General features: G+C 67.8%; 23 protein-coding genes and 1 pseudogene. 11 read left to right on the forward strand and 13 right to left on the reverse strand.

Going from position 1 to position 25,396, the window contains the following annotated elements:
• Positions 1 to 34 precede the first annotated feature (34 nt).
• Genes ACZ5IQ_RS03915 through ACZ5IQ_RS03925 form a run of 3 tightly spaced genes read left to right on the forward strand, consistent with a single transcriptional unit; the run spans position 35 to position 3,618 of the window.
• A complete protein-coding gene (locus tag ACZ5IQ_RS03915) occupies positions 35 to 1,549 on the forward strand; it encodes an MFS transporter (RefSeq protein WP_464481415.1) in 1,515 nt (504 codons plus the stop codon).
• Between the two features lie 46 nt (positions 1,550 to 1,595).
• Entirely contained in the window at positions 1,596 to 2,405 is an 810-nt protein-coding gene (locus ACZ5IQ_RS03920) for a GNAT family N-acetyltransferase (RefSeq protein WP_464480853.1), read from the forward strand.
• Positions 2,392 to 3,618: a lysine N(6)-hydroxylase/L-ornithine N(5)-oxygenase family protein gene (locus tag ACZ5IQ_RS03925; protein WP_464480854.1), complete on the forward strand. Its 1,227-nt coding sequence runs from the start codon at positions 2,392 to 2,394 to the stop codon at positions 3,616 to 3,618. The genes ACZ5IQ_RS03920 and ACZ5IQ_RS03925 overlap by 14 nt, the downstream gene beginning before the upstream one ends.
• Here the strand turns inward: ACZ5IQ_RS03925 and ACZ5IQ_RS03930 are convergent.
• Together ACZ5IQ_RS03930 and ACZ5IQ_RS03935 are read right to left on the reverse strand one after the other, a co-directional pair.
• Entirely contained in the window at positions 3,608 to 4,843 is a 1,236-nt protein-coding gene (locus ACZ5IQ_RS03930; RefSeq protein ID WP_464480855.1) for an Nramp family divalent metal transporter, read from the reverse strand. The genes ACZ5IQ_RS03925 and ACZ5IQ_RS03930 overlap by 11 nt on opposite strands.
• Before the next feature lie 73 nt (positions 4,844 to 4,916).
• Positions 4,917 to 7,457, reverse strand: a complete 2,541-nt coding sequence (locus ACZ5IQ_RS03935) for an AAA family ATPase (RefSeq protein ID WP_464480856.1) — start codon at positions 7,455 to 7,457, stop codon at positions 4,917 to 4,919.
• 74 nt (positions 7,458 to 7,531) lie between these two features.
• On the opposite strand from ACZ5IQ_RS03935, the gene ACZ5IQ_RS03940 reads away from it, so the two are divergent.
• The gene (locus ACZ5IQ_RS03940) at positions 7,532 to 8,419 is read left to right on the forward strand and encodes a LysR family transcriptional regulator (RefSeq protein ID WP_133426587.1); all 888 of its coding nucleotides are present in this window, start codon (positions 7,532 to 7,534) and stop codon (positions 8,417 to 8,419) included.
• A gap of 68 nt (positions 8,420 to 8,487) precedes the next feature.
• On the opposite strand, the gene ACZ5IQ_RS03945 is transcribed toward ACZ5IQ_RS03940, so the two are convergent.
• From ACZ5IQ_RS03945 to ku, 4 genes are all read right to left on the reverse strand, one after another.
• Positions 8,488 to 10,179, reverse strand: a complete 1,692-nt coding sequence (locus ACZ5IQ_RS03945) for a hypothetical protein (RefSeq protein WP_464480857.1) — start codon at positions 10,177 to 10,179, stop codon at positions 8,488 to 8,490.
• 126 nt (positions 10,180 to 10,305) lie between these two features.
• Positions 10,306 to 11,382, reverse strand: coding sequence for an NAD(P)H-dependent amine dehydrogenase family protein (locus ACZ5IQ_RS03950; RefSeq protein WP_133426589.1), 1,077 nt, complete (start codon positions 11,380 to 11,382; stop codon positions 10,306 to 10,308).
• Positions 11,383 to 11,393: 11 nt separating this feature from the next.
• Positions 11,394 to 12,185, reverse strand: a complete 792-nt coding sequence (locus tag ACZ5IQ_RS03955; RefSeq protein ID WP_464481416.1) for an SDR family oxidoreductase — start codon at positions 12,183 to 12,185, stop codon at positions 11,394 to 11,396.
• A gap of 251 nt (positions 12,186 to 12,436) precedes the next feature.
• Positions 12,437 to 13,270: a non-homologous end joining protein Ku gene (gene ku / locus ACZ5IQ_RS03960; RefSeq protein WP_464480858.1), complete on the reverse strand. Its 834-nt coding sequence runs from the start codon at positions 13,268 to 13,270 to the stop codon at positions 12,437 to 12,439.
• Positions 13,271 to 13,317: 47 nt separating this feature from the next.
• On the opposite strand from ku, the gene ACZ5IQ_RS03965 reads away from it, so the two are divergent.
• Positions 13,318 to 15,558 (forward strand): ATP-dependent DNA ligase, encoded by a 2,241-nt coding sequence (locus tag ACZ5IQ_RS03965; protein ID WP_464480859.1) that lies wholly within the window; start codon positions 13,318 to 13,320, stop codon positions 15,556 to 15,558.
• Positions 15,559 to 15,603: 45 nt separating this feature from the next.
• Here the strand turns inward: ACZ5IQ_RS03965 and rnhA are convergent, their stop codons facing one another.
• The 4 genes from rnhA to ACZ5IQ_RS03985 all read right to left on the reverse strand — a co-directional run bounded on the left by rnhA (position 15,604) and on the right by ACZ5IQ_RS03985 (position 17,547).
• Positions 15,604 to 16,068 (reverse strand): ribonuclease HI, encoded by a 465-nt coding sequence (gene rnhA / locus ACZ5IQ_RS03970; protein WP_020099000.1) that lies wholly within the window; start codon positions 16,066 to 16,068, stop codon positions 15,604 to 15,606.
• Positions 16,065 to 16,244: a helix-hairpin-helix domain-containing protein gene (locus ACZ5IQ_RS03975; RefSeq protein WP_020099001.1), complete on the reverse strand. Its 180-nt coding sequence runs from the start codon at positions 16,242 to 16,244 to the stop codon at positions 16,065 to 16,067. The genes rnhA and ACZ5IQ_RS03975 overlap by 4 nt, the downstream gene beginning before the upstream one ends.
• Positions 16,245 to 16,351: 107 nt before the next feature.
• Positions 16,352 to 16,972, reverse strand: a complete 621-nt coding sequence (locus ACZ5IQ_RS03980) for a glyoxalase (protein WP_464480860.1) — start codon at positions 16,970 to 16,972, stop codon at positions 16,352 to 16,354.
• Positions 16,969 to 17,547 carry a TetR/AcrR family transcriptional regulator gene (locus tag ACZ5IQ_RS03985; RefSeq protein ID WP_464480861.1) on the reverse strand — a complete coding sequence of 193 codons (579 nt, stop codon included), beginning with the start codon at positions 17,545 to 17,547 and terminating at the stop codon, positions 16,969 to 16,971. The genes ACZ5IQ_RS03980 and ACZ5IQ_RS03985 overlap by 4 nt, the downstream gene beginning before the upstream one ends.
• A 93-nt stretch (positions 17,548 to 17,640) precedes the next feature.
• On the opposite strand from ACZ5IQ_RS03985, the gene ACZ5IQ_RS03990 reads away from it, so the two are divergent.
• Both ACZ5IQ_RS03990 and ACZ5IQ_RS03995 read left to right on the forward strand, forming a co-directional pair.
• On the forward strand, positions 17,641 to 18,801 hold the full coding sequence (locus tag ACZ5IQ_RS03990) for an acyl-CoA dehydrogenase family protein (protein ID WP_212813013.1): 1,161 nt from the start codon (positions 17,641 to 17,643) through the stop codon (positions 18,799 to 18,801).
• Between the two features lie 98 nt (positions 18,802 to 18,899).
• Positions 18,900 to 19,262 (forward strand): DUF5709 domain-containing protein, encoded by a 363-nt coding sequence (locus tag ACZ5IQ_RS03995; protein WP_212813011.1) that lies wholly within the window; start codon positions 18,900 to 18,902, stop codon positions 19,260 to 19,262.
• 6 nt (positions 19,263 to 19,268) lie between these two features.
• Here ACZ5IQ_RS03995 and ACZ5IQ_RS04000 read toward each other — a convergent pair whose 3' ends face one another.
• Both ACZ5IQ_RS04000 and ACZ5IQ_RS04005 read right to left on the reverse strand, forming a co-directional pair.
• Positions 19,269 to 20,144 (reverse strand): LLM class flavin-dependent oxidoreductase, encoded by an 876-nt coding sequence (locus ACZ5IQ_RS04000; RefSeq protein ID WP_318987168.1) that lies wholly within the window; start codon positions 20,142 to 20,144, stop codon positions 19,269 to 19,271.
• Positions 20,145 to 20,203: 59 nt separating this feature from the next.
• Complete coding sequence (locus ACZ5IQ_RS04005; RefSeq protein WP_464480862.1) at positions 20,204 to 21,400, reverse strand: diiron oxygenase; 1,197 nt, start codon at positions 21,398 to 21,400, stop codon at positions 20,204 to 20,206.
• Positions 21,401 to 21,515: 115 nt separating this feature from the next.
• On the opposite strand from ACZ5IQ_RS04005, the gene cobF reads away from it, so the two are divergent.
• Together cobF and ACZ5IQ_RS04015 are read left to right on the forward strand one after the other, a co-directional pair.
• Positions 21,516 to 22,262, forward strand: coding sequence for a precorrin-6A synthase (deacetylating) (gene cobF / locus ACZ5IQ_RS04010; protein ID WP_464480863.1), 747 nt, complete (start codon positions 21,516 to 21,518; stop codon positions 22,260 to 22,262).
• Positions 22,259 to 22,654: a phage holin family protein gene (locus tag ACZ5IQ_RS04015; RefSeq protein WP_464480864.1), complete on the forward strand. Its 396-nt coding sequence runs from the start codon at positions 22,259 to 22,261 to the stop codon at positions 22,652 to 22,654. The genes cobF and ACZ5IQ_RS04015 overlap by 4 nt, the downstream gene beginning before the upstream one ends.
• A 51-nt stretch (positions 22,655 to 22,705) precedes the next feature.
• On the opposite strand, the gene ACZ5IQ_RS04020 is transcribed toward ACZ5IQ_RS04015, so the two are convergent.
• Entirely contained in the window at positions 22,706 to 23,755 is a 1,050-nt protein-coding gene (locus ACZ5IQ_RS04020; RefSeq protein ID WP_064860744.1) for an FUSC family protein, read from the reverse strand.
• 776 nt (positions 23,756 to 24,531) lie between these two features.
• Between ACZ5IQ_RS04020 and ACZ5IQ_RS04025 the strand changes: the two are divergent.
• Together ACZ5IQ_RS04025 and ACZ5IQ_RS04030 are read left to right on the forward strand one after the other, a co-directional pair.
• Positions 24,532 to 24,774 (forward strand): annotated as a pseudogene (locus ACZ5IQ_RS04025) (DNA-formamidopyrimidine glycosylase family protein); the annotation flags it as partial.
• Positions 24,775 to 24,921: 147 nt separating this feature from the next.
• A complete protein-coding gene (locus ACZ5IQ_RS04030; RefSeq protein WP_464481417.1) occupies positions 24,922 to 25,395 on the forward strand; it encodes a zinc finger domain-containing protein in 474 nt (157 codons plus the stop codon).
• Position 25,396: the final 1 nt, after the last annotated feature.

Below are 25,396 nucleotides of genomic sequence, written 5' to 3' on the forward strand. Positions count from 1 at the left end.
CCCGCCGGTGCAAACTTCAGGTGTGAGCGCCAGACTGACCCTGACCGCGGTCTGCGTCGTGGTGTTCATGCTGCTGCTCGACATGACGATCGTCGCCGCGGCACTGGCCGACATCCAGGCGTCATTGCACGCGCCGCTGTCCGGTTTGCAGTGGGTGGTGGACGCCTACGCCCTGCCGATGGCCGGATTGCTACTGACCGCGGCGACGGTGGGGGACCGGTTGGGCCGGCGGCGGTTGTACCTCGGTGGCCTGGTGGTGTTCATGTTCGCGTCGGCCGGGTGCGCGCTGGCTCGCAACATCGATGCGCTCAACGGGCTGCGGGCCGTGCAGGGCTCGGCCGGGGCGGTGCTGCTCGGGGCGTCGCTGCCGATGCTTGCGGCCGCGTTCCCCGATGTGCGGCAGCGGGCGGGCGCCATCGCGGCCTACGGCGCGGCGATGGGCGCGGGCGGTGCCGTCGGGCCGCTGCTGGGCGGTGCGCTGGTCACTGCGTACGGGTGGCCGTCGATCTTTCTGATCAACCTGCCGGTCGGGGTGCTCGCGCTGTACATCGTCATCTTCGCCGTCCCCGAGAGCGTCGTCCCGAGGTCCCGGCCGGTCGACATCTGGGGCACGGTGGTGTTGACGGCGGCGCTGTTCGCGGGCGTGTACGTGCTCATCGAAGGTAACCACTTGGGCTGGGGTAGTCCGATCACGTTGGGGCTGAGCGCTTTCTGTGTGGTTGCTCTGAGCGCCTTCGGGCTCCGCGAGTCCCGGCTGTCCGAGCCCATGCTGGATGTGCGGCTGCTCGCCGGCCCCGGCTTCGCGGGTGTCTCCCTGGCCGCGTTCGCCGCAACCGGGACGTTGATCGCGTCGACGAACTACCTCGCGTTGTATTTCATGAACACGTTGGGATTCAGCCCCTTCGGTGCCGGGCTGCGGTCACTGCCGCTCACGCTGGCGATCGTGCTGGGTGCCCCGGTGGCGATGGTCGCGGCGCGGCGGATACCCGTGGTCGCGACCGTCCCGGCCGGCGTCGCGTTGATTGCCGTGGGGATGTGGATGATGACCGCAGTAAACGCGAACACGACATGGACGCACTTCATCTCGGGCTCGGTCGTCGCCGGACTGGGGCTCGGCGGGCTGTCCGCGCTGACCTCTGACGCGGCGTTGCGCTTCGTGCCTGTCGCCGACGCCGGGATGGCGACGGGAACGGTCAGCACGGCGCGCCAGATCGGCATCCTGGCCGGTGTCGCCGGGCTCGGTGCGTTGTTCAGCCGGCACGCGGGCGACGTTGCCACGTCGCGGCTTTCCGCAGTGCCGGGCCTGGGCGCCGAAGCGGGCTGGCAGCTCAGTGACGGGCTGGCCGCCGGCGCCGGGTTGCGGGCGCTCGAGGTCGTGCCCGAGCGGCTGCGTCCCGCGCTTGCGACGGTCGCGCGGGAAGCGAGTGCGGCCGGCATGCACTCCGCGTTGACCGCGGCCGCGCTCGCGGCCACCACGGCCACGTTGCTCGTGGCGCTGCTCATCCGGACAGGTTCCCGGCAAACAAATCGCACAGAGCCTGTGGATTAGCCGAAGTTGCTACGGCGGCGCCGCGATGCGGATATTTTCAGACCTTATGGTCGGCGCTGCTGTTCTCATCCCAGCGACCGATTCCGGCCGCTACAGCATCCTCATCTCCGACGACCCCGATGAGATCGAAGCAGCGCAGCGCCTGCGGTATCAGACGTTCGCCGAAGAGCTGGGTGCCGCACTCCCACAAGCGATTCGCGGACCACGCACCGGCGAGATGATCGACGTCGACCGCTTCGACGCATTCAGCGATCACCTGTTGGCCCGAGACGAACAGACCGGGGCGATCGTCGGGTGCTACCGGCTGCTGCCGCCGGACGGCGCCCGGGCGGCCGGCGGCATCTTCACCGACACCAACTTCGAGATGAGTGCCGGCATCGATGCGCTGCGGCCGTCGCTGGTCGAATTGGGCCGTGCCAGCGTGCATCCCGACCATCGCAGCGGCGCCGTCATGGCGATGCTGTGGGCCGGCATCCTGCGCTATCAGGAACTGACCGGTTACCGGTGGGCGATCGGCAGTCTCTCGGTGCGCATGGCGGACGGCGGCTCGCGCGGGGCGTTGGTGCGCGGCGTTCTCGACCGGGCCTACCGGCAGCATCCGGCGCCGCCGGAGTTCCGGGTGACACCACGAAACCCGGTGCAGGTCAACGGCATACCGCTCGCTGAGCTGCCCGATCCCGGACGCGTGCGAATACCGCCGATGGTGGCGGGCAGCCTGCGGATCGGCGGCGTCATCTGTGGGGAACCGTCGTACGACCCGGAATTCGACATGGCTGATTTCGTGGTGCTGATCAATCGGGACATGGTGCATCAGCTCTACCTTGCTCGGCTCACCCGCAACCATGTCCAGACCTGAGCCCGCCGACATGCTGGGGGTCGGGTTCGGGCCGTCGAATCTGGCACTGGCGGTGGCCCTGGCCGAGCGCGGCGTGCGCGGCCGCTTCGTCGACGCCCAACCGCGGTTCGGCTGGCACCGCGACATGTTGTTACCCGGCACCCGGATGCAGATCCCCTTTCTCAAAGACCTGGCGACGCTGCGCAATCCGCAGAGCGCGTTCACGTTCGTGAACTACCTGAGTGCGCGGGGCAGGCTCGTCGACTTCATCGGCCGCCATGACGTGTTTCCCAGCCGGCACGAGTTCCATGACTACCTGCAGTGGGCCGCGGACCAGTTCGCCGCCGACGTGCGCTACGGCCACCGCGTGGTCGGGGTGACGGGAAACGAGGACGGTTTCGGGGTGCGGCTGGAACCCGGCGAGACCATCTCGACGCGCGTCCTGGTGCTGGGTACGGGCCTGCATCCGGTGTTGCCGCCGGGCACGCACCCGAGTCTGCGGCAATGGCACAGCCACCAGTTGCTCAGTGCCGTGGCTGCCCTCGGTCCGGTGGAACGCGGCCGGTTCGCCGTGGTGGGCGCGGGGCAGAGTGCAGCCGAGGTGGTTTCCTACCTCCATCGCACCTACCCGCGCGCCGAGGTGCACGCGGTGTTCGGCCGGTACGGGTACAGCCTCGCCGACGACAGCGCCTTCGTGAACCGCATCTTCGATCCCGCCGCGGTCGACGAGTTCTACGGCGCGGACAGCGCGGAGCGTCAGCGGCTGCTCGACTACCACCGGTCGGCCAACTACTCCGCGGTCGACGTCGACCTCATTGCCGACCTGTACGAGCGCGAGTACGACGAACGCGTGAGCGGGGCCCGCCGGCTGTTCCTGCACCGCGCCTGCCGCGTCACCGGTGCCGACGAAGACGACGCGGAGGTCCGGCTCGCCGTGCGCAACCTCATCGACAACACGACCGAGACCGTGCGCTGCGATGCCGTGGTGTACGCGACCGGTTATGCGCCGATGAATGTGCCGGCGTTCCTGGGCGAGCTGGCGTCCTGCTACGAGTTCGATGAGCAGGGCCGCCCACTGGCCACCCGTGACTACAAGTTGGTGGCCCGGCCGGGCGCGCCCGGTGACATCTACCTCAACGGCGCGACCGTCGAACACAGCCACGGGCTCGGTGCGACGCTGCTGTCGAACGTCGCCGTCCGCAGCGGCGAGATCGCGGCGGCGATCAGCCCCTGACGGTCAGGTAGATCAGCACCACGTTCAGCACCGAAATCAGCACGGCCACAGCACATCCCAGTGTCGTGACAATGCGGTGGTTGATGTTCTCGCCCATCACGGCACGGTTGCTGGTGAGGCGGACCAACGGGATGAGCGCGAACGGGATGCCGAACGACAGCACCACCTGGGAGATGACCAGCGCGCGTGTCGGATCGAATCCGATGGCCAACACCACCAACGCCGGAATGACCGTGACGGCGCGCCGCAGCAACAGCGGGTACGACCGGTTCAGCAGGCCCTGCATGATCATCGCGCCGGCGTACGCGCCGACCGACGACGACGCCAGGCCCGAAGCCAGCAGGCCGACCGCGAAGCACAGCGCGACCGCCGGGCCCAGGGCATGGCCGACGGCGGCGTGCGCGCCGGCGATGGTGTCGGTGCCTTCGACGCCTTGCAGGTGCGTTGCCGCGACCAGCAACATCGACAGGTTCACCGCGCCCGCGACCACCATCGCCAGGCCGACGTCGAAGCGCGTGACGCGCAGCATGCGGCGCAGCGGGGCGCCGGACTCGGGCTTCCCGTGCCGGTCACGGGCCAGGCCGGAGTGCAGGTAGACGACGTGCGGCATGACCGTCGCACCCAGGATCGCGGTGGCCAGCAGGAGGCTCTCGGGTCCGGCGAAGTGCGGCACCACGCCGCCGAGCACGGCGCCGGGTGCGGGCGGGTCGACGATCAGGCTGGTGAGGAAGCCGATGGTGATGATCATCAGCAGTCCCGCGATGATGCGTTCGAACGCCCGCTGGCTGCCCCGGTTCTGTACAGACAGCAGGCACATGGAGACCACGCCGGTGATTACGCCGCCCACTAGCATGGGCAGCCCGAACAACAGCTGCAGCGCGATGGCGCCGCCCACCACTTCGGCGAGATCGGTTGCCACGGCCACCATTTCGGCCTGCATCCAGAACGCCAGCCGGGTTGGGGTGCGGCAGTTCTCGGCGACCAGCTCCGGCAGGGAACGGCCGGTCGTCAAGCCGAGCTTGGCCGACAGGTACTGCACCAGGCCGGCCATGACGTTGGCCAGCAGGATCACCCACACCAGCAGGAAGCCGAACTTCGCGCCGGCGCTGATGTTGGCCGCGACGTTGCCCGGATCCACATAGGCGATGGCAGCGACGAACGCCGGGCCCAGCAGGGACCAGGTCGGGCGCGACGAGCGCGACGGTGCGCGGGTGTCGGTCAGCATGCACTCACTCTCTATCCGGGTTTGCGAATAGAAAAGTTAGGTTAGCCGAAATCTGGTGATTGTGGAAACCTGGTCAGCCCGCGCTCGAGTGCCCGTCAGGCGGCGGCGGGATGTCGCGGATCTGATGCCGGCTGGTGACGCCCAGCTTCGGAAATGACCGGTAGAGGTATCCGGAAACCGTGCGCGTCGAGAGTTGGAGTCGCGCCGCGATCTGCGGGTTGGTCAAACCGCGGCCGGCCAGATAGACGACCTGATGCTCCTGGGGACTCAACCGCCCGGTGGCCGGCAGCGCCGGTGTTGTCGTCGGGACGCCGGACGCCCGCAGCTCCCGGGCGCAGATGTCCAGCCACGGTCTGGCACCGAGCGTTTCGAAGGTCGCCAGTGCGGCGGAGATGTGCCGGCGCGCTTCCTTGCGTCGTCGGCTGCGCCGAAGCCACCCCGAGTAGCTGAGCTGCACCCGCGCGCGTTCGAACGGCCACCGTTCACCCGCGGTGTCGGCCAGGGTCCGGGCCAGGATGTCGCCGGGGTTCCCGATGCCGAGCAGGGCCGAGGCATGGTTCACCACCTGGTCGACGCGCGTGGAGTGCGGCTGTGGGAGGTGGTCCAGTGCTGCGGTGAATCGGCGTCGCGCGTCCTCGGCCATGCCCGTCCGCACGGCCGCCTCGGCGTAGTCGACGAGGGCGGGGAAGGAGACGTGCGGGTGCAGCGGTGCACCGGAGTCGGTGAACAGCTCGGCCAGATGGCCGTAGGCCCCGAGATCGTTGCCGTCGACGAGATTGATCAACCCGAGGACGTGGTGTGCCCGCGCCGAGTGCAAGCGGTTGTCGTGGAAATCCAGCACATCGAGCGCCGCGGTCAGGTGTCCACGCGCCGATGTCGTGTCGCCGCGCCGCGCTGCCACCACCGCTCTGATCAGGTCCCCGGTGGCGCCGACCAACGGCTGATCGCTGACGGCCCCGAGTGTGTGCAGCCGGCCGGTGATGCGCAGCGCCTCATCCCAGCGCCCGGTGTCGACGCATGACCACGCCAGCATCGCGGCCGTGAGCGCGTGCCCGTCCGTCGAATCATGTTGCGTCATCAGGGATTGGGCGGCGCGCAGGGTCCGGATGCCGAGTTCTGATTCGTCCGTGACCCCGGCGGCGAGCCCGATCAGGCTCAGGTCCAGCACTCCCAGGCCGCCGATCGGCCGGGTACTGAGTGACGTCAACTCGGCGCGCGCACGCGGGGCGTCGGCCACCGCGCGCACCCACAGCCGCGATGTCGACGCGCTGTCCTGGACTGCCGGCATCGAGTCATCAAGTCGCTGAAGCATTTTCGCCGTGTCCTGATACACGGCCGGATCACCGGACAGGAAGGCCGCGGCGGCCGCCACACGCAGCGGCTCCCAGGTCAGTGCGGGTTCCAGCTGGAGCGCGTCGTCCGCCGCGGCCAGCAGCGACGCGGCCGCGGCCCGCCCGTCGTTCCACATCATCGCCATCCCGTGGGCGGTCAGTGCGCGAATCCGGTCATGCGGACTGCGCGAGGTGGCGGACGCGGCATGGGCCTGGTGCCAAGTCTTGCGCTGCGGCAACGCATTCAGCGCATCGGCCAGGAGTTGGTGTGCGTCCTGCCGGGCGGTCAGCGGCGCGCCGTAGTACGCCGCAGAGCGGATGAGCGGATTGACTGGGTCGATCCGCGCTGACGCGATCCGCACGATGCCCGCGGTTTCCGCCGGTGCCAGGACCGCCGGATCGGTCAGTGCGCCAGGGGGCAGCACGCGCAGATCCGTGGCGGACGCCGCGGCGACGACGACGAGCGCGGCGCGCGTGGCCGCGGGCAGGTGTGCCAGATGCTGCGCGTAGATCGCGTGGACGCTGATCGGCAGGGGCAGCGGGTCCGGCGCGTAGCCCGCCATGGCCGCCGGGCCGGCGGTCGCGCTGGAAAAGTGGATCATCGCCGCGGCGTTACCCGCGGATTGCTTCACGATCTGCTCGCGCAGGACTCCGCTCGGCGGTGTGGGTTGCGCCTCCAGCAGCTCGAGCGATTGATCGATGGTCATTGGCCGGAGCGGGATCTCGACGGCAGACCGGCCCGCCAAACCCGTTGCCGCCACGGTGTCGGGCAGCGTCAGCACCACGGTTATCGGGCGGCCGGCGCTGCGTCGGGCGGCGAACAACAGGACGCTGCGGGATTGGTCATCGAGCCAGTGGGCGTCGTCGACGGTGACCAGGACCGGCTGTCGCCGCGGCACCGCGTCGAGGAGTTCGAGCAGTGCCGTGGCCAGTCGGGCGGTGTGGATCTGGTCGCCGAACAGCGGTGTGCTGAAAAGGGTCTCGATGATGTCGGCGCGGCCGTACGGGTTGGCCTCGGCATCGTTCAGCGCCCGCAGCAGCCGGTGCAGGCCGCCCAGCGGAGTGCCGGTCTCCCCGGGCAGTCCGGCGATCCCGAGGACGCGCTGGCCCAACGCTTCTGCTTGCTGCTGGGCGGTGGTGAGCAGGGACGTCTTTCCCGAGCCCAGGGCGCCGGCGATGACGATCACCTGCCCGTGCGGTGGTGACGCGATGGCGTCTCGTAGGACCGCCAGTTCCGCGTCGCGCCCGATGAGCTGCGTCGACGCGGTGTTCACACGATCCATGAGACATCCGATCGGTCAGCACGTCTAATGACAGATATTGATATGTCCCATCTATGACGTAGATAATCTCGGGCGTGGAGCTACGGCAGGTCGAACACTTCGTGGCGGTCGCCATCGAGCGGAGCTTCACCCGCGCGGCACGCCGCGTCCACGTCGTGCAGTCCGCGGTCTCGACATCGGTCGCGAAGCTGGAGCGTGAGCTCGGTGTGCAGTTGTTCGATCGTTCCCGTCAGCAGATCGAGCTCACCGTCGCCGGCGAACGCTTTCTCGCCCAGGCGCACGAACTGTTGCGCGTCGCGGGTTCGGCCGCGGAATCGGTGGCGTCCAGTCGCGGCCGGCTGATGGGTAGCGTCGAGTTCGGGTCATTGATCTCCTACGGGCCGATGAACGTCGCCCAGGTACTCGGCGAGTTCCACCGCGCGCACCCGCTCGTTCGACTTCGGTTGCAACTCAACCAATCTGGCGCCTCGGCGTACCTTTCGGCGCTCGTCGACGGCGCATTGGATCTGGCGCTCGTCTCGGTACCCAACCGATTGCCGCCGCAGCTCGAGATGCGGCTGATGTTCGAGGAGCCGATGTTGTTCGTGTGCCGCGACGATCACCCCATGGCTGCGGAGAAGGTTGTCGGCCTGCTCGATCTGGCAGCGGAGGACCTGATCGGTTTCCCGCCCGATTGGGGTTTTCGGTCCTTGCTGGACAACGCCTTTCTGTCCGCGGGCGTCCAGTCGCGGCCCGTCCATGTGATCCCTGCCGGCTTCTCGGTTATCGGTGAACTGGTTCGCCAAGGCCTCGGGACCACTTTCATGCCGGCGTCGGAGTGCGCCGAATTCGAGGACCTGCGCGCCATCGAATTGCGGCAGACCGTCACATGGCAGGTCTATCTGGCATCGCAGCCCCGGGATCGCCTGACACCGGCCACGGCGGCCCTGGCGGACATGTTGATCCAGGCGGCGCCGAGCTAGCTCACGATGAGTGTCGGCCTGTGGTCGAGAATCATCGAGATCCTCGACCACAAGCCGACATTCGACTGCTACTTGGCGTGGCTGCTCTTGCCTTCCTTGGTCTGCCCGGCGCCGTGGAGAGCCTTGGCGGGCTTGGTGCCGGTCTTGGCCGGTTTGGTTTCGGTCTTGGTGCCGCCCTTGGTTTCACCGCTGTCGCCGGACTTCGAGTCGCCGCCCGTGGCGTGGTCAGCGCCCTTGCCCTGCCCCTTGGTGGGCGTCTTCCCGGTGCCGGTGGTGCCGGTGTCGGTGCCGGCGGTGTCGGTGCCGGTGCCGGTGCTGCCCGACGTGCTGCCGGTGCTGCCCGACGTGCTGCCGGTGCTGCCCGACGTGCTGCCGGTGTCCGCGGGCTTGGTCGCGCCGCTTGTGTCTGTCGCGGTGTCCGTGCCGGTGCCCGTCGACGAATCCGGTTTGGTCACTGGAGTTTTCGTGGGAGCGTCCGTCGGGCTCGTCGGGTCCGTCTTTGTGGTGTCCGTCTTCGTCGTGGTCTGGTCGACCGGCTTTGTGGTGTCCGTTGCCGTCTTGGCAGGCAGGGCTTTGACGACGGTCGCAGCCGGCAGCGCGACGGTCGTCGCATCGGTGGCGGGCACCGCGTTGGCCGCGACGGGCGCGTTGGTGGCGGCAGCCGCCGTCTTGGCGGTCGTGATCGGCGGCGGCTTGAGCGCGTCGGCGACGAGCTTCTGCAGCAACTGCAGCGCGGCCACCGGACCCGGCAGGTTGACAGTGAAGCCGAGCGGCCCGCCGCCGATGTTGATGCCGAACGAGGTCAGCAGCCCGCCGGCATACAGCGGCACGCCGGGGAGCCCGGTGTCGATCACGGTCGACAGGTCGGGACCGTAGCCACCGTTGAGGACGCCGCCCAGAACCGTCGCCGGAATGGAGACGAGTGCGGTGGCCACCTTGCCGAGATCGCCGGTGCGCGTGGCATCGATGACATCCTGCACAGAGGCGGCGAGCGCCGCGGGTGCCTGGATCAGCGGGCCGAGCAGACCTCCGACGATGACGAGGGCGTTCGACGGTTGCAGCCCACCGAAGCCCTGGTTGAGTGTGTTGAGCACGTTGACGGCGTTCTGCAGCGGGTTGGCTGCGATCACGCCGAGCGGGCCGAGCCTGTCGATCGCGCTGACAAGGCCTTGCAGCGGATAGGCGATGGAGTTGATACCGGGGCCGAGCAGATTGGTCAGCGGGATCAGCGCGTTCAATCCGACCAGCAGCAGCTGGTTGGTCGCGTCTTCGACGTTGCCCTTCGCCAGATCATTGACGGCGGCGGCCAGCAGCGGCGGCACCGCGGTGGTGAGGTTGGTCCCGATCTGGCCGAGCGTGCTGCCCAGCGCGTTCAGCAGCGGCGGGGCGGACGCGAACGGAACAGCGGGTTGCGGGCTGGGATCGACTTTCACCGAACCAGGGGACGTCACCAGCTTCAGCAGGTCCTGCAGCGCGGCGAGTTGATTGTTGAGCGCCGCCGTGAGAATCGGCGTCGGCCCGTTGGTTTGCGCCGTGCTCACGATGGTCTGCAGGCTGGCGACGGTGTTGTTGAACGCCTGGGCGTATGCCTCGAACGGATTGACGGCGGCGGTCAGGTGTACGGCGGCGCGCTCGATCTGCGCTTCCATGTGGTGGATCTGGGTACTGACGGTCGGCGCCATGACCGGGGCGACGGCGATAGCCGCGGCCCCGGCCAGGGACACGCCGACGGAAGCGAACGGTCGAGCGGCGGTGTGCATAGCGGGCCCTTTCAAAAGGCTCAGAATCGGACAATCGGCGAACTGACTTCGGCGTAAGTTCGCCCTGATTCTGGCTTTGACAGGTGGGTCGCCCGCTAGCGACGAATGACTCTATTTTCGACGGCGTCAGACGCCGCGGTACAGGCCTTTCCCGGTGATGAGCGGCAGATCCAGCGTGGTACGGATGCCGGGCTCGGCGGCAACGACCGCCGGGATCGCGTTCACGACACGTGCCGCGGTGGCAACGAGTCCGGCGTGGTTGTGGTCGCCCTTGCGGCTGCTCAGGCACAGGTCCAGGGCGTACGACGGCTCGCCGGTCACCTCGACGCGGTACGAGCCGCCCTCCTGTGCGGGCTGCGGCCAGTCGGGGCACAGATCGTCGCGCAGGCGGGTGATGTGCTCGAGCACGACGGCCGGGTGGCCGTCCTTCATGCCGCGCACCTCGAACCGCATGGCTGCCGTCGTGCCCGCCGGGATGTGGCCCGATGCGATGTCGAAGTCCTCGGGCGCCGGCACCCGGGTGTGCGTCTCGGTCACCTCGTCGAGTTCTATGCCCAGGCCCGCGGCCAGCTGCCGCACGACCGAACCCCAGGCCAGGCTCAGCACACCGGGCTGCAGCAGCATCGGCAACTCGTCGATGGGCTTGCCGAAGCCCATCACATCGAACATCACCGTCGCGCTGTCGTAGGTGGCGTAGTCGACGATCTCCATGCACCGGACCTGCTCGACGCTCTGACAGGTGCCCATGAGGGCAAGGGGCAGAAGGTCATTGGCGAAGCCGGGGTCGATGCCGTTGACGAACAGCGACGAATTGCCCTCTTTGGCGGCATCTTCGAGCGGCGCGATCAGTTCGGCGGGCAGCACCTGCCACGGATACTGCAGGAACACCGCCGCGCTGGCGACCACGTTGACGCCGGCGGCGAGTATCCGCCGGTAGTCCTCCAGCGCCTCGGGCAGCCGGTTGTCGGCCATGGCGGTGTAGACGACACAGTCGGGCTTGGCGGCCAAGATGGTGTCGAGGTCGTCGGTCGCCGTGACGCCCGTCGAAACATCAAGGCCGGCAAGCTCGCCGGCGTCCTTGCCGGCCTTGGCGGCCGAGGAGACCCAGACGCCGGTCAGTTCATAGGCGGGGTCATCGATGAGCTGAGTCAGGGCATGGCGGCCGACGTTTCCGGTGCCTACTGCGGCGACTTTGATGGGCATGTACGCGTTCCTCACAGGTCCGGGATGGGGAGATCGAGATTGGGAAACGTGAGGCCGCCGTCGACCTCCAGCACCTTGCCGGTGACGTAGGCGCCGGCCGGTGAGGCCAGGTACAGCGCGGCGGCGGCGATGTCCTCCGGGTCGCCGAGGCGGCGCATCGGGGTGGCCTTTTCCATGGGGTCGCGCAACGCCTCGTTGGAGGCGACGATGTCCAGGGCCGAGGTCAGGATGGAACCCGGCGCGATGCCGTTGACCCGGATCTTCGGGCACAGGTCCATGGCCGCGAGCTTCGTGTAGTGCGCCAGTGCCGCCTTGGCGGTGCCGTACGCGGCGAAGCCGCGGCCCGCGAGCCGGCCGACGGCCGAGGTGATGTTGATGACGCTGCCGCCGCCGGCGTGCTCGAGCATCAGGGGGACCGCCGCCTGGGTCAGCGCGTGCGCGGTGGCGACGTTGAACGTGAAGGCGTCCTTGAGGTCCTGCGGCGAGGTGTACATCAGCGGGCCGGGCATGGTGCCGCCGACGTTGTTGACGACGACATCTAGTCGGCCGAACGCCTCCACTGCCGCGGCGGCGAGCTTGGCGGTCTCGTCCGGATGCGCGAGGTCGGCGGCGATGACATGAGCCTTGCGGCCGGCGGCCTCGACCTGCGCGGCGACCTCGTGCAGTTGGGACTCGGTGCGCGAGGCAATCACCACGTCAGCACCGGCTTCGGCGAATGCGACGGCGATGGCCGCGCCGAGACCGCGCCCCGCGCCGGTCACCACCGCTACCTGGTCGTCGAGCCGGAATCTGTCCAGAATCACGTGTGCCTCACTCGCGTCGTCGTGGTCGTTGTTAGGCACGCTAGCAAGTTAGAGGCGCTGCGGGAACGAATTTCTAGAACACGTTTCAATCGGCTGCCGACGCGATGGCCGCACCAGCCATCGGGTGCCGCCCACGGTGCTACGGCGAGCGTGCAGGTTTCGGGCGCGGATCCGCCGAGGAGTGCACCAAAGCGACACACTCGTCGCAGGACGCGCGGGCGACTGAGGCGAGAGACCGCCGCCCCTCGGGGCTACCGGGACTTCGCGCTGGACTTCGCACCGGACTTGGCGCTGGACTTCCGCGACTTCACGCTGGCTTCCAGCTTGGCCAGCAGATCGGAGACGTCCTCGGTCGCGTCCAGTTCGGTCGCCGCTTCCTCGGTGGTGAATGCCTCGCCGCCCGCGATCTTGGCTTCGATGAGCTCTTCCATCTGCTCGCGGTAGGTGTCGTGGAACTGTTCGGGCTGGAAGTCCTCGGTCATGGAGTCCACCACCTGGCCGGCCATCGTCAGCTCGGCCTTCTTGATCTCGACTTCCTTGTCCAGCACCGGGAAATCGGGGTCGCGGATTTCGTCGGGCCACAGCAGCGTGTGCACGACCATCACGTTGCGCTTACCGAAATCCTTGACCCGCAACGCCGCAAGCCGCGTCTTGTTGCGCAGCGAGAAGTGCACGATCGCCACGCGGTCGGTCTGCGCCAGCGTCTGGGCCAACAGCACGTACGACTTCGACGACTTCGAGTCGGGCTCCAGGAAATAACTTCGGTCGTACATGAGCGGATCGATCTGCTCGGCCGGGACGAACTCGACGACCTCGATCTCGCGGCTGCGTTCTTCCGGCAGCGTGGCGATGTCCTCGTCGGTGATGATGACGGTCTGGCCGTCCTCCGATTCGAAAGACTTGGCGATATCCCGAAACTCGACGACCTCGCCGCAGACCTCGCACACCCGCTTGTATCGGATGCGGCCATTGTCCTTGGCGTGCACCTGATGAAACTTGATGTCGTGATCCTCAGTGGCGCTGTACACCTTCACTGGCACATTGACCAGTCCGAAGGCGACTGACCCCTTCCAGATGGACCGCATAAATCCAGTATGGCCCATGATCGCGCTGCGGCTTGGATACTTGAGGTGTGGAGCAATTCGGGCGGGTGCGGCTGACCAATCCCGACAAGGTGCTCTATCCGGCGACCGGCACGACCAAGGCCGACGTTTTCGACTATTACCTCGCCGTCGCCGACGCCATGTTGCCGCACATCGCGGGCCGTCCCGTGACCCGCAAACGCTGGCCCAATGGTGTTGCGCAGCAGCCGTTCTTCGAGAAGCAGCTGGCGTCGTCGGCGCCGGAGTGGCTGGCACGCGGCGCCATCACACATCGCAGCGGGACCACCGTCTACCCGATCATCGACACCCCCGAGGGGCTCGCCTGGATCGCCCAGCAGGCGTCGTTGGAAGTGCATGTGCCGCAATGGCGCTTCGTCGGTGCGGGCGGCGGGCCGCGCGATGTCCCCGCTCCGGGACCCGCGACACGCATCGTGTTCGACCTGGATCCCGGTGAGGGCGTCACCATGGCGCAGCTGTGCGAGGTGGCGCGTGCCGTCCGCGAACTCGTCGCCGGCATGGACCTGGAGGCCCATCCGGTGACCAGCGGCAGCAAGGGTTTGCACCTCTATGTGCCGCTGGCCTCGCCCGTCAGCTCCCGGGGCGCGTCGGCCGTCGCCAAACGTGTTGCCCAGCAACTCGAATCATCGATGGGTGGGCTGGTCACCGCGGCCATGACCCGCAGTCTGCGGGCCGGCAAGGTGTTCCTGGACTGGAGCCAGAACTCCGCGGCCAAGACGACCGTGGCGCCGTACTCGTTGCGCGGCCGCGACGAGCCGACCGTCGCCGCACCGCGCACCTGGGAGGAACTCGACGACCCGGAGTTGCACCAGCTGCGGTTCGACGAGGTGCTGGCCCGCCTGGCTCGCGACGGCGATCTGCTCGCGGGAATGGATGGCGACGCGCCGGTGCCCGACCGGCTCACCACCTACCGCAGCATGCGAGACCCGGGCCGGACGCCGGAGCCGGTGCCGGCGGCCCAGCCGACGTCGGGGCAGAACAACCGCTTCGTCATCCAGGAGCATCACGCCCGCCGGCTGCACTACGACTTCCGGCTGGAACGCGACGGTGTGCTGGTCAGTTGGGCTGTGCCGAAAAACCTTCCGGACACCTCGACCGTCAACCACCTGGCGGTGCACACCGAAGACCACCCGCTGGAATACGCCACCTTCGAAGGTGACATCCCGAAGGGGGAATACGGCGGCGGCCACGTCACGATCTGGGACTCGGGCACCTACGACACCGAAAAGTTCCGGGACCCAGGCGAAAACGGCGAGGTGATCGTCAACCTCCACGGCAACCGGGTGTCCGGGCGGTACGTGCTGATCCAGACCGACGGCAAGAACTGGCTGGTGCGCCGGATGAAAGAGCAACGGCTGCAACCCATGCTGGCCACCCACGGATCGGTCGACCGACTCTCTCCGGACCACTGGGCGTTCGAGGGAAAGTGGGACGGCTACCGGCTCCTGGTCGATGCCGACCACGGCCGAATCCGGCTCACCGCACGCAGCGGCCGGGACGTCACGGGCGAGTATCCGCAATTGCAGTCGCTGGCAGCCGATCTCGCCGATCACCACGTGATCCTGGACGGTGAAGTGGTGGCCCTGCAGGACGGCGTGCCGAGTTTTCAGGCCATGCAGAACCGCGGCTCCGGCAGTCACATCGAGTTCTGGTGTTTCGACATCCTGGCCCTCGACGGGCGCGACCTGACACGCGCGAAGTACCGGGATCGGCGAAAACTGTTGGAAACCCTGGCGTCTGACGGTGCGTTGACGGTGCCGCCGCTGTTGCCCGCGGACGACCCGCTGAACTTCGCGGATGAGCGCGGCTTCGAAGGTGTGGTCGCGAAGAAGTGGGACTCCGGATACCGGCCCGGGCGGTCGGAGGCCTGGGTGAAGGACAAGTTCTGGCGCACACAGGAAGTGGTGATCGGCGGCTGGCGTGCCGGGGAGGGCGGCCGCACCAGCGGCATCGGGGCGCTGCTGGTCGGGGTTCCCGAGGGCGACGGCCTACAGTTCGTCGGCCGCGTGGGTACCGGGTTCACCGACAAGATGCTGGCTGATCTGAAGGCGATGCTCAAGCCGCTCGAGACCCGCGAATCGCCTTTTACCGCACCGCTTTCCACGCTCGATGCCAAAGGCGTGACGTACGTGCGGCCCGAGCTCGTGGGTGAGGTGCGCTACAGCGAGCGCACGTCCGACAACCGCCTGCGCCAGCCCAGTTGGCGTGGCCTCCGCCCGGACAAGACGCCGGGGGAGGTCACCTGGGAGTGATTTGTGCACGATTTTCCGCGCCCACCGCGGATTTTCGTGCACAAATCACGGTCGGCAGAGTGCGCCGGCGACAGCCTCTTCGAGGCCGCGCGTCGCCAGCTGGTCGGCCAACTCGTTGTCGGCGACGCCGGCATGCCCCTTCACCCAGAACCACTCGACCTCATGCCGTGCGCAGGCGGCCTGCAGCCGCTTCCACAGATCCACGTTCTTCACCGGCTGCTTCGCCGCCGTCATCCACCCGTTGCGTTCCCAGCCGTGGACCCATTTGGTGATGCCGTTGCGGACGTAGGTGCTGTCGGTGTGCAGGTGCACGACGACGGGCCGCGTCAGTGCTTCGAGCGCCATGATGGGTGCCGTCAGCTCCATGCGATTGTTGCTGGTTTCACCGGCCTCGCCACCGAACATTTCGCGCACGTGATGGCGCATGCGCAGCACGGCGCCCCAGCCGCCGGGGCCGGGGTTGGGACGGCAGCCGCCGTCGGTGTGGATGACCACGACGTCGTCGCTCATGACTGGCGTGCCTCCTGGAGCAGTCGTACAGCCTTCGGTCCGACACCATGCAGGGCGAGAAGCTCGTTGAGATCAGCCGGCAGGTCCGCGACAGAGTGGTAACCGGCGTCGATGAGTGCGCCGGTAGCGGGTCGGCCGATCGAGATGCCGTCGAAGACGGGGCCGCGGTCGGTCATGGAGTGAGGTTAGCGTCCCGGGCCGGCTCGATCACAACGTCAGGCTGAGCGCGTCGCTAACCGCATATACGTTTATCGGCGCGCTCAGAAGGACATTGCGTCGGCGCTCAGTGCCCGGAGATCATCGCCGTGCGGACCGACATCCCGAATTCCTGATGTCGCAGCGTGGTGATCCGGCGTCCGGGTTGCACCGCCGGTTTGACCGGCGCGGTGCGCTCGCCGAAGAACGCGGCGGTCGCGTCGATGTCCTGCACGACGTACGTCAGCCCCCACAACGCGGACGGGCCGTCTCCCGTGGCGTCGGGTGAGCCGACGACTTCGAGGATCACCTCACCTAGCCGGAAGAAGATCTGCCGCATCGGCCGGCCGCCGAGCTGGCCGTCCCGTTCCCGGCGCGGGTGGACGTCGACGGCCGCCAGCGCGGCGACCGTCCTGTTCAGGTCGGGTGACAACAGCACGACGTGGTCCACCGCCACGGCGCCGTTCTTGTGCTCGGCCGGGATCGGGGCCGGCGACTCCGACCGCTTGGTGGGGATGCCGTCGAGCGGCTGATCGGACGGCACGCCGCGCAAGGACCATCCGACGATGCCGGTGCCGCGCTCGTGTCCGGCCAGCCGGATGCGGACGCCGCCGATCCGGCACACGCCATCGGGGTCGACGGTGAAACCGGCGGCGGTCCACGAATCGGCGGTGTCCGCGACCTCGAACTCGTCGACCGTGACCGTCATCGGCCGGCCTCGTCGACTGTCACCCGAAGCCGTGGCGGCTTCGTATCCGGCGCCACCCGTGCCCACACCGCATCGACCATGGGTGCCAACAATAGTTCGCCCATCTGCCGGGCCAGCACCGCGACGACCTGTGTGTTCTCCCGGCGGGTGGTCGAGGCGCGACCGGTCTTGCGGGCCGCACTGACCTCGCGCTGGGTCAGGTCGACGAGCACGTCGACCAGGTGGCTGTCGGCGGCGTTGGGTTGCAACAGGGCCCGCCGCACATAGTCGACGACCGCTGGATTGGCCTGCAGCATGTCGCGGACGGCGTCGTCGCGTACCGCAGTGGAGGCGTCCTCGGGCACCTCGGCCAGGGCGCCCGCGAAGTAGTCGACCACCAGCTGGTCCACCGCGTTCCGCAGGCCGGCCTTGGTCTTGAAGTGGTGCTGCACCAGGCCGACCGCGACGCCGGCTTCGGCGGCAATGGCGCGCAACGAGATTCGGTCTTCGCCGTGTTTGGCGTACAGGTCCAGCGCGGTGTTTCGGATGCGCGCTTTGGCTGTCAGGTCGTCGACAGTTGCCCTCGGATCAACCATCAGACCTCCCATCGGCAACCGGATCAATGTACTGTACACATGAACAGGGGCCTATACAGTTGTATAGCGCGCAGAATTTAGCGAGGTGGACCAATGTCAGAGCTCTTCCCGAAGTACCGGGCCAGCTGGGAGACCGACCAGCACCGCGAGCTGCGTCAGCACGCGGCGGCGTTCCTGGCCAAGGAGGCCACGCCCAACCAGGAGCGGTGGGCCAAGAACCGCCAGGTCGACCGCGAGTTCTGGAACAAGCTCGGCGACGCCGGCCTGCTCGGCCTGGACCTGCCAGAGGAGTACGGCGGCGCGGGCGGTGACTTCGGGTTCTCGGCCGTGGTGGCCGAAGAGTTTGCGCTGGCCCATGATTCGGCCTCCGGCTGGTCGGTGCACTCGCCGATCGTGGCGCACTACATCGACACCTACGGCAACGCGGAGCAGAAGGCCCGCTGGATGCCGAAGATCATCAGTGGCGAGACGGTGCTGGCCATCGCGATGACCGAGCCGGGCACCGGTTCGGACCTGCAGGCCGTCCGCACCACCGCCATCCGCGATGGCGACCACTACGTCATCAACGGCTCAAAGACCTTCATCTCCAACGGATCTCTGTGTGACATGGTGGTGATCGTCGCCAAGACCGATCCCACGCAGGGTGCGGCCGGGGTGTCGCTGATCGTCGCCGAGGTCAACGACCTGCCGGGCTTCGAGCGCGGCCGGGTGCTGGAGAAGGTCGGTCAGCACGGCCAGGACACCCGCGAGCTGTTCTTCACCGACATGCGCGTGCCGGTCACCAACCTGCTCGGTGAGCAGGAAGGCCTGGGCTTCTACCAGCTGATGTCGCAGCTGGCCCGCGAGCGGCTCGTCATCGGATCGATCTGCGCCGGCATGGCCGAGGCCGCGGTGCTGGAGGCCATCAAGTACACCAAGCAGCGCGAGGCCTTCGGCAAACCGCTGATCAACTTCCAGCACAACCGATTCCAGCTCGCCGAGCTCAAGGCCGAGGTGCTGTCGATCAAGACCACGGTGGACTACTGCGTGCAGTCGCTGATCGACGGCGACAACGATCCGGCGATCGCGTCCATGGGCAAGCTGATCGCCGCCGACCGGGCCGTGGCCGTCGTCGACCGCTGTGTGCAGTTCTTCGGCGGGTACGGCTACATGATGGAGTATCCGATCGGCCGGGCGTATGCCGCGGCACGCGTCAACAAGATCTACGGCGGCACAAGCGAAATCATGAAGGAGATCATCAGCCGCACGCTCTAGCGGTTGCGGTGACCGTGTCGAAAACCCCCAGAACCGTCAGGTTTTGGGGGTTTTCAGGCGTACTCGCCAGACTCGGCGATCCGTGGCAAGGTGATTACATGAGTGCCTCGGATGAGTACAGCGTCGACGATGAGGATCAGCTGACCCAGGAGGACATGCTGATCGACCGCGGTGTCGATGACCTGCTGGACGAGGGCTACTCGCCGCCGGACAAGTGGCGCGAGCCCCGGGATGACGAGACCCTCGACGAACTGCTCGCCGAGGAAGAGCCGGACCCGGCGCTGCAACTTGACGAGGGTGACGATCCCGACGAGCAGTGGGGCGAAGACGAGGTCGGTGACCAGCGGTCCGGCCGGCTCGTGGCCGGCGAGCAGGACGGCGAGCTGCTCGCGGGGGACGTCGGCATCGACGGGAGCGCGGCCTCCGCCGAGGAGGCCGCGGTCCACGTCATCGACGAGTAGTCGCGCTCAGACCTTGGCGATGACGTTCTCGGCGAACATCTCCAGGTGCTTGATCTTCTCGTCGAGCGGCTGGGTGTCCTCGCCCATGATGTAGGGCACGCGGAAGCCGACGATGACGTCGGTGACGCCCTTGTCCTCGAGGCGCTTCACGCCGTCGACGGTGAAGCCGTCGATCGAGATGACGTGGATCTGGAACTCGTCGCACAGCCCGATGCGCTCTTCGGATTCGCGGTACTGCGCGAGCTTCTTGAGCAGCGGGTCGAGCTCGGCGGGATCGCCGCCGCCGTGCATCCAGCCGTCGTTGCGGGCGGCGCGCTTGAGTGCGGCGTCGGCGTGGCCACCGACCAGGATCGGCACCGGCTTGGTCGGCGCCGGCGTCATCTTGGTCTTGGGGATGTCGTAGAACTCGCCGTGGTACTCGAAGTAGTCGCCCTGCGTCAGGCCGCGGATGACGTCGATGCACTCGTCCATGCGCTTGCCGCGGCGGGCGAACGGCACACCCATGACCTCGTAGTCCTCCGGCCACGGGCTGGTGCCCACGCCCAGGCCCAGGCGGTTGTCGAACATCGCGGCCAGCGAGCCGGCCTGCTTGGCCACCAGCGCCGGCGGCCGGATGGGCAGCTTCAGCACGAAGATGTTGAAGTGCAGCTTGGTCGTGACCGCGGAGAGGGCGCCGATCAGGGCGAACGACTCGATGAACGACTTGCCGTCGAGGAACTCGCGGCTGCCGTCGGCGGTGTACGGGTAGGTCGAGTCGGACTCGAAGGGGTACGCGATGCTGTCCGGGATGGTCATCGCGTGGTAGCCGGCCTCGTCCGCCGCCTTGGCCAGCGGGATGTAGTAGGACGGGTCGGTCATCGCTTCGGCGTAGGTGAACCTCATGAAGCGATACTAGAACGTGTTCTAGTTTCATGGGCCGGGTACGGCCCATTCAGTGGTCGTCAGTTCAGCGGGAAGGGCGGCAACCCCGTGCCGCTGATGGCGTAGCCGCCCTGCTGGCTGCGCTCGGTGACGCGCGCCGTCGCGGTACGTTCACCCACGGTCACGGTGACGGCAGTGCGCGGCAGCTCGTCGAGCGTCTCGAAAACCGTTCCCCGCCAGTGGTACTGGCCGTCGATCGGATCGAGGTGCCCGGCCAGCCGGACCCGGACGTCGCGGCCGTCGATCGTGGCGGGTCCGTCGTACAGGTCTTCGGCCTCCGCAATTTCCGCCCGCGCGGCAGGCGCCACGGGACCGCCCGGCAGGAATCCGCTCCGCCGCCACAACCGCCGCGCGATGGGGCCGAGGAGTCCAACTTCCTCCAGGAATGACGCGAGCGGCGCGAAGCCGGCGATCTGCGTCTCGATCCGGTGCGGAGAGGTCCGCGCCATGTGGCGAGCGGCCCGCGCGTCCAGTCCCACGCGGCGGTACTGCACCTTGTTGGTGAACAGGAACCGGAAGAACAGGCCGCCCACGCCGTTGAGGTTGCCGATCCAGAAGCGCTTGGCCCACGACATCTCCGGCGCCCGCTTGCGCAGGCCGTCGCGGGCGAACTGGATGTGCCGGGCCTCCTCGGTGACGTGAATTCGCATGAGTCGCTGCACCATCGGCTGCAGCTCGGGGTCGTCCATCATCTGCCGCTGCAGCGAATCGAAAATCTCCTCGCCGATCAGCGCCGCCACCCAGAGCACCGAGCCCTGGAACGCGAAGGGCAGCATGTTGATGATGGTGCGCTGGTACCACTTGGGACGCACCGGGTCGGCGCCCACCTTCTCGATGGCCTTGCCGAACATCACCATGTGGCGGGTCTCGTCGCCGAGTTCGGTCAGCTCGTAGTGGGTGGCACTCGCCGTCGGGTCCTGATGCATCGCCTTGCGCAGCAGGGCCTGGTTGAGGATGTTCTCGAACCAGATGCCCGCCGACAGGGTGTTCACCAGCTCCTGGCGGGACAGCTCGATCTGCTCGGCCCGGCTCATCGACTCCCAGAGCGGGGTGCCGTACAGCGACACCACTTTCGGCGGCAGGAAGTACTTGTCCGGGTCGATCGGCGCGTCCCAGTCGATGTCGACGATCGGCGCGTAAGACTTGCGTACCGAGCCTTTGAGCAGGCGTTCGGCGAATTCCGCGCGCGTCGTCTGGCCTTTGACCGAAGCTGTCATCGTTGACATCCCTTCGAAAGTGTCCGTAATCCGAAGCTACGTCCGATACCAGAGGTAGTCAATACCTGCGGTACTGGATAAAACTGCGGCCGCCGCAGGCCGCTAGCCTTCGCGGATGCGCACAATCCACGTCATCGGTATCGGCGCCGGCGACCCGGACTACGTCACCGCCCAAGCCGTCGCGGCACTCAATGACACGCAGGTGTTCTTCGCGATGGACAAAGGCGACACCAAGGACGATCTCGTCGCGCTGCGCCGGCTGATCTGCGAGCGCTTCATCGAAGACCCCGGCTACCGGTTCGTGGCACTGCCGGATCCCAAGCGAGCCAAAGATCGCGATTACCACGAGGCCGTCGCCGAATGGCACGCCGCACGAGCGCGGCTGTGGGCGGAAGCCATCGAGACCGAACTGGGGCCCGACGGCGTGGGCGCCTTTCTGGCGTGGGGCGACCCGTCGCTCTACGACAGCACGCTGCGCATCCTGGACCGCGTCGCCGAACACGTCGAGTTCGAGTTCGACGTCATCCCCGGCATCACCGCCATCCAGGCGCTCACGGCCCGACATCGCATCCCGCTCAACGACATTGGCGAGCCGGTGCTCATCACGACGGGTCGTCAGCTGCGTGAGCACGGCCTGGCCGGCGCCGCGGTCGTGATGCTCGACGGCGAGTGCTCGTTCCTGGAATGCCCACCGCAGACGCGGATTTGGTGGGGTGCCTACCTCGGGACCCCGGACGAGATGCTGATCGCCGGGACCGTCGGCGAGGTCGGGGAACGTATCGCGCGGGAGCGGGCCGACGCTCGGGCGCGGCACGGCTGGATCATGGACACCTACCTGCTGCGGGCAGAATCGACAGCATGAAATCGCTGCTGGTTCGTGCTGGGTTGACCGGCCTGGCGTTGTGGTTGGTCACGCGCATGGTGTCGGGGATCTACTTCGTCTTCCCCGTGGGCGCCGGCCAACTCGAGCGGGTCGGCATCATCCTGGTGGTGGCGTTCGTGTTCGGGTTGGTCAACGCCATCATCAAGCCGATCGTGCAGCTGTTCGCGATCCCGCTGTACATCCTCACGCTCGGCCTCATCCACATCGTCATCAACGCCTGGATGCTGTGGATCACCTCGTGGATCACCGAGAACACCACCCACTGGGGCTTGGGGATCGACCAGTTCTGGTTCACGGCGATCTGGGCGGCGATCCTGCTGTCGATCGTCGGCTGGGCGCTGGGTCTGGTGCAGCGCGCCATCGAAAAGTAGGGATTTGTGCACGTTTTTCCGCGGTCGGCGCGGAAAAACGTGCACAAATCCCTACGCCAGCGACGCCCGGATCGCGCGTAATTCGTTGGCGCCGAGGGCCGGTGGCTCGGTGATGTCGGCCGCCGGGCGTCCGGTGCGGACGGCGTCGGCCAGGTCGGCGAGCGTCGCGGTCAGCTGTGCGGCGTCGTCAGGGGTGATCGGCGTCTCGGATCGCTCGGTGGCCCAGCCCGCGGCGAGCGTCCGATACGTGAGTTGCTCGGTCGCGACGATGGCAGGCCAAAGCCGTTCTGCCGCAACCCGGCTCCGGGTCGACCCGCCGATGGCGGTGTCGTACACCGGAAGCATGGCCATCGCGCGCAGCTGCAGATCACGACGGTCGCTGCGGGCCTGATCGGTGGTGACCGCGCCGGCGGCAAGATGGCCGACCACGACGGCGACGGCGTCGAGCGTCGCCGCGATCGACTCGGCGGGACGCGCCGCGGGGTGGCCGCGCCGCATCAGCCACAGCACGAGAAGTGCCACCGCACAACCGATCACGGTATCGACGCCCCGGGCGAGCAGCATGGCGGGCACGTCGGCGATGTGGTGTCCGCCCGACGCGATGGTCAATGCCGCAGGCGTGATGAAGATGACCGCGACGGTGTAGTTGCGCACCACGAACATCTCGATGAGGAACTGCAGCGTGCCGACGATGACGGCGAGCCACGGTCCACCCGGTGCGGCGAGCAGGACGCCGCCCGCCAGCAGCAGGCCGAGCCACGTGCCCAAGGTGCGTTCGATGCCGCGTTGTACGGTGCGTCGCCAATCGAAACCCTGATGCAGCATCAGCACCGCCGCCGCCATGGCCCAGTACGCGTGGTCCATGTTCAGGCCGACGGTGACGGTGCCGGCGATCGCGACGGCGACCGCGGTGCGCAGTGCCGCCGTCAGTGGGGGAGACCCCGGCGTCACCGCGCGGCGCAGCAGCGTCCCGACCGAGGGGCGTCCCAGTGGGATCAGGCCCTCGAAACTGCCGCCGATGTCGTCGGGCACCGTACCCAGGTGCCGGGCCAGCGCGGCGCCGTCGACGGACATCGGTTGGCCGCGGTCGGCGGCGGCCATGGCTTCGGCGAAGCAACACGTGCAGCCGGCGGTTCGTCATCCTCAGCCGGTAGAGGGTGTCGTCGGGCTTGGGCCGTACGGGCTGGAACGTGACCAGCGTGATCCAGGCTTCGTGCAGAAGCTGCGCGGCGCGGTGCCGGGCATCGGGTGACGAGGTTTCGATGTAGGTGGCCACCGCTTCGGCGGCGCCGGCGACCGCGGCACGTTCCGGCGCGCGCGGGCGGACCAGTACTCCGGCCATGTGCACCATCCAGGCGAACGCGCCGCCGGCCAGTACGAGCGCACCCAGCCGCCACGGACTCAAGTGCTGGGTGGCAATCCCGACTGCCGCCGCGCACGCCAGCACGGGCATGTAGGCGCCGGGCGGACCGACGGACAGGGCCTGGCAGATCAGGACGGCGACCATCGCGATCACGGTCACCACCAGCACGGCCGACCACGGGGTTGCGGCCGCCCAATCGCCGAGTGCCACGACCACCGCGAACGAGATGGCGATGGCGCCGAGATACATCGCCCGGTTGAGATACGGCCGCCCGCTGCCGTACAGCGAGGTGAAGCCACCGATGGTGGCGACGAGCCCGGCCGATACGTCACCGGCCGCCCACCCCACGAGAATCGGCACCATCATGCAGAACGAGGCCCGTAGCGCGAACGGCCAGCGGCGCGGTACGGCATTCATGACCAGCATGCGTCGCAGCGGATTGGTGGCCGGGGCGGGTGCCGAGCGGTCTGCCATGTGTACAGCATGCGGTACATCCAGTCGCTAGCCTGAACCCATGCCGGAACTTCCCGAGGTCGAGGCGCTCGCCGATCACCTGCGTCGTCATGCGGTCGGACTGCCGGTGGGCCGTGTCGACGTCTCCGCTCTGTCCGTGCTCAAGACCTTCGACCCGCCGCCGACGGCGCTGTACGGCAAGGAAGTGACGGGCGCCAACCGCTGGGGCAAGTACCTCGGGCTGCAGGTCGGCGATCTGCACCTGATCACCCACCTGTCACGCGCCGGTTGGCTGCGCTGGTCGGAGAAGCTGGCGGCCGCACCGCTGAAGCCGGGCAAGGGGCCGATCGCGCTGCGGGTGCACCTCGGAAAGCCCGGTGAGGCACCGGGTTTCGACCTGACCGAGGCGGGAACGCAGAAGCGGCTGGCGGTCTGGCTGGTGAACGATCCGCTGGCCGTGCCGCAGATCGCCACGTTGGGACCGGACGCGTTATCGCTCGGCCCGGCCGAACTGGGCGCGGTGCTGGCCGGGAACACCGGCCGGATCAAGAACGTCATCACCGATCAACGGACCATCGCCGGGATCGGCAACGCCTACAGCGACGAAATCCTGCATGTGGCCAAGCTTTCGCCGTTCGCGACCGCGGGCAAGCTGACCGCGGAGCAGTTGGCGACTCTGCATGACGCGATGATCTCGGTGCTCACCGATGCCGTGACCCGTTCGGTCGGACAAGGAGCGGCAGCCCTCAAGGGGGAGAAGCGCTCCGGGCTTCGGGTCCATGCCCGCACCGGATTGCCGTGCCCGGTCTGCGGCGACACGGTCCGTGAGGTGTCCTTCGCGGACAAGTCTTTTCAGTACTGTGCGACGTGTCAGACCGGTGGCAAGGTGCTGGCCGACCGGCGCATGTCGAAGCTACTCAAGTGAT

It is taken from the genome of Mycobacterium toneyamaense (genome assembly GCF_055384815.1).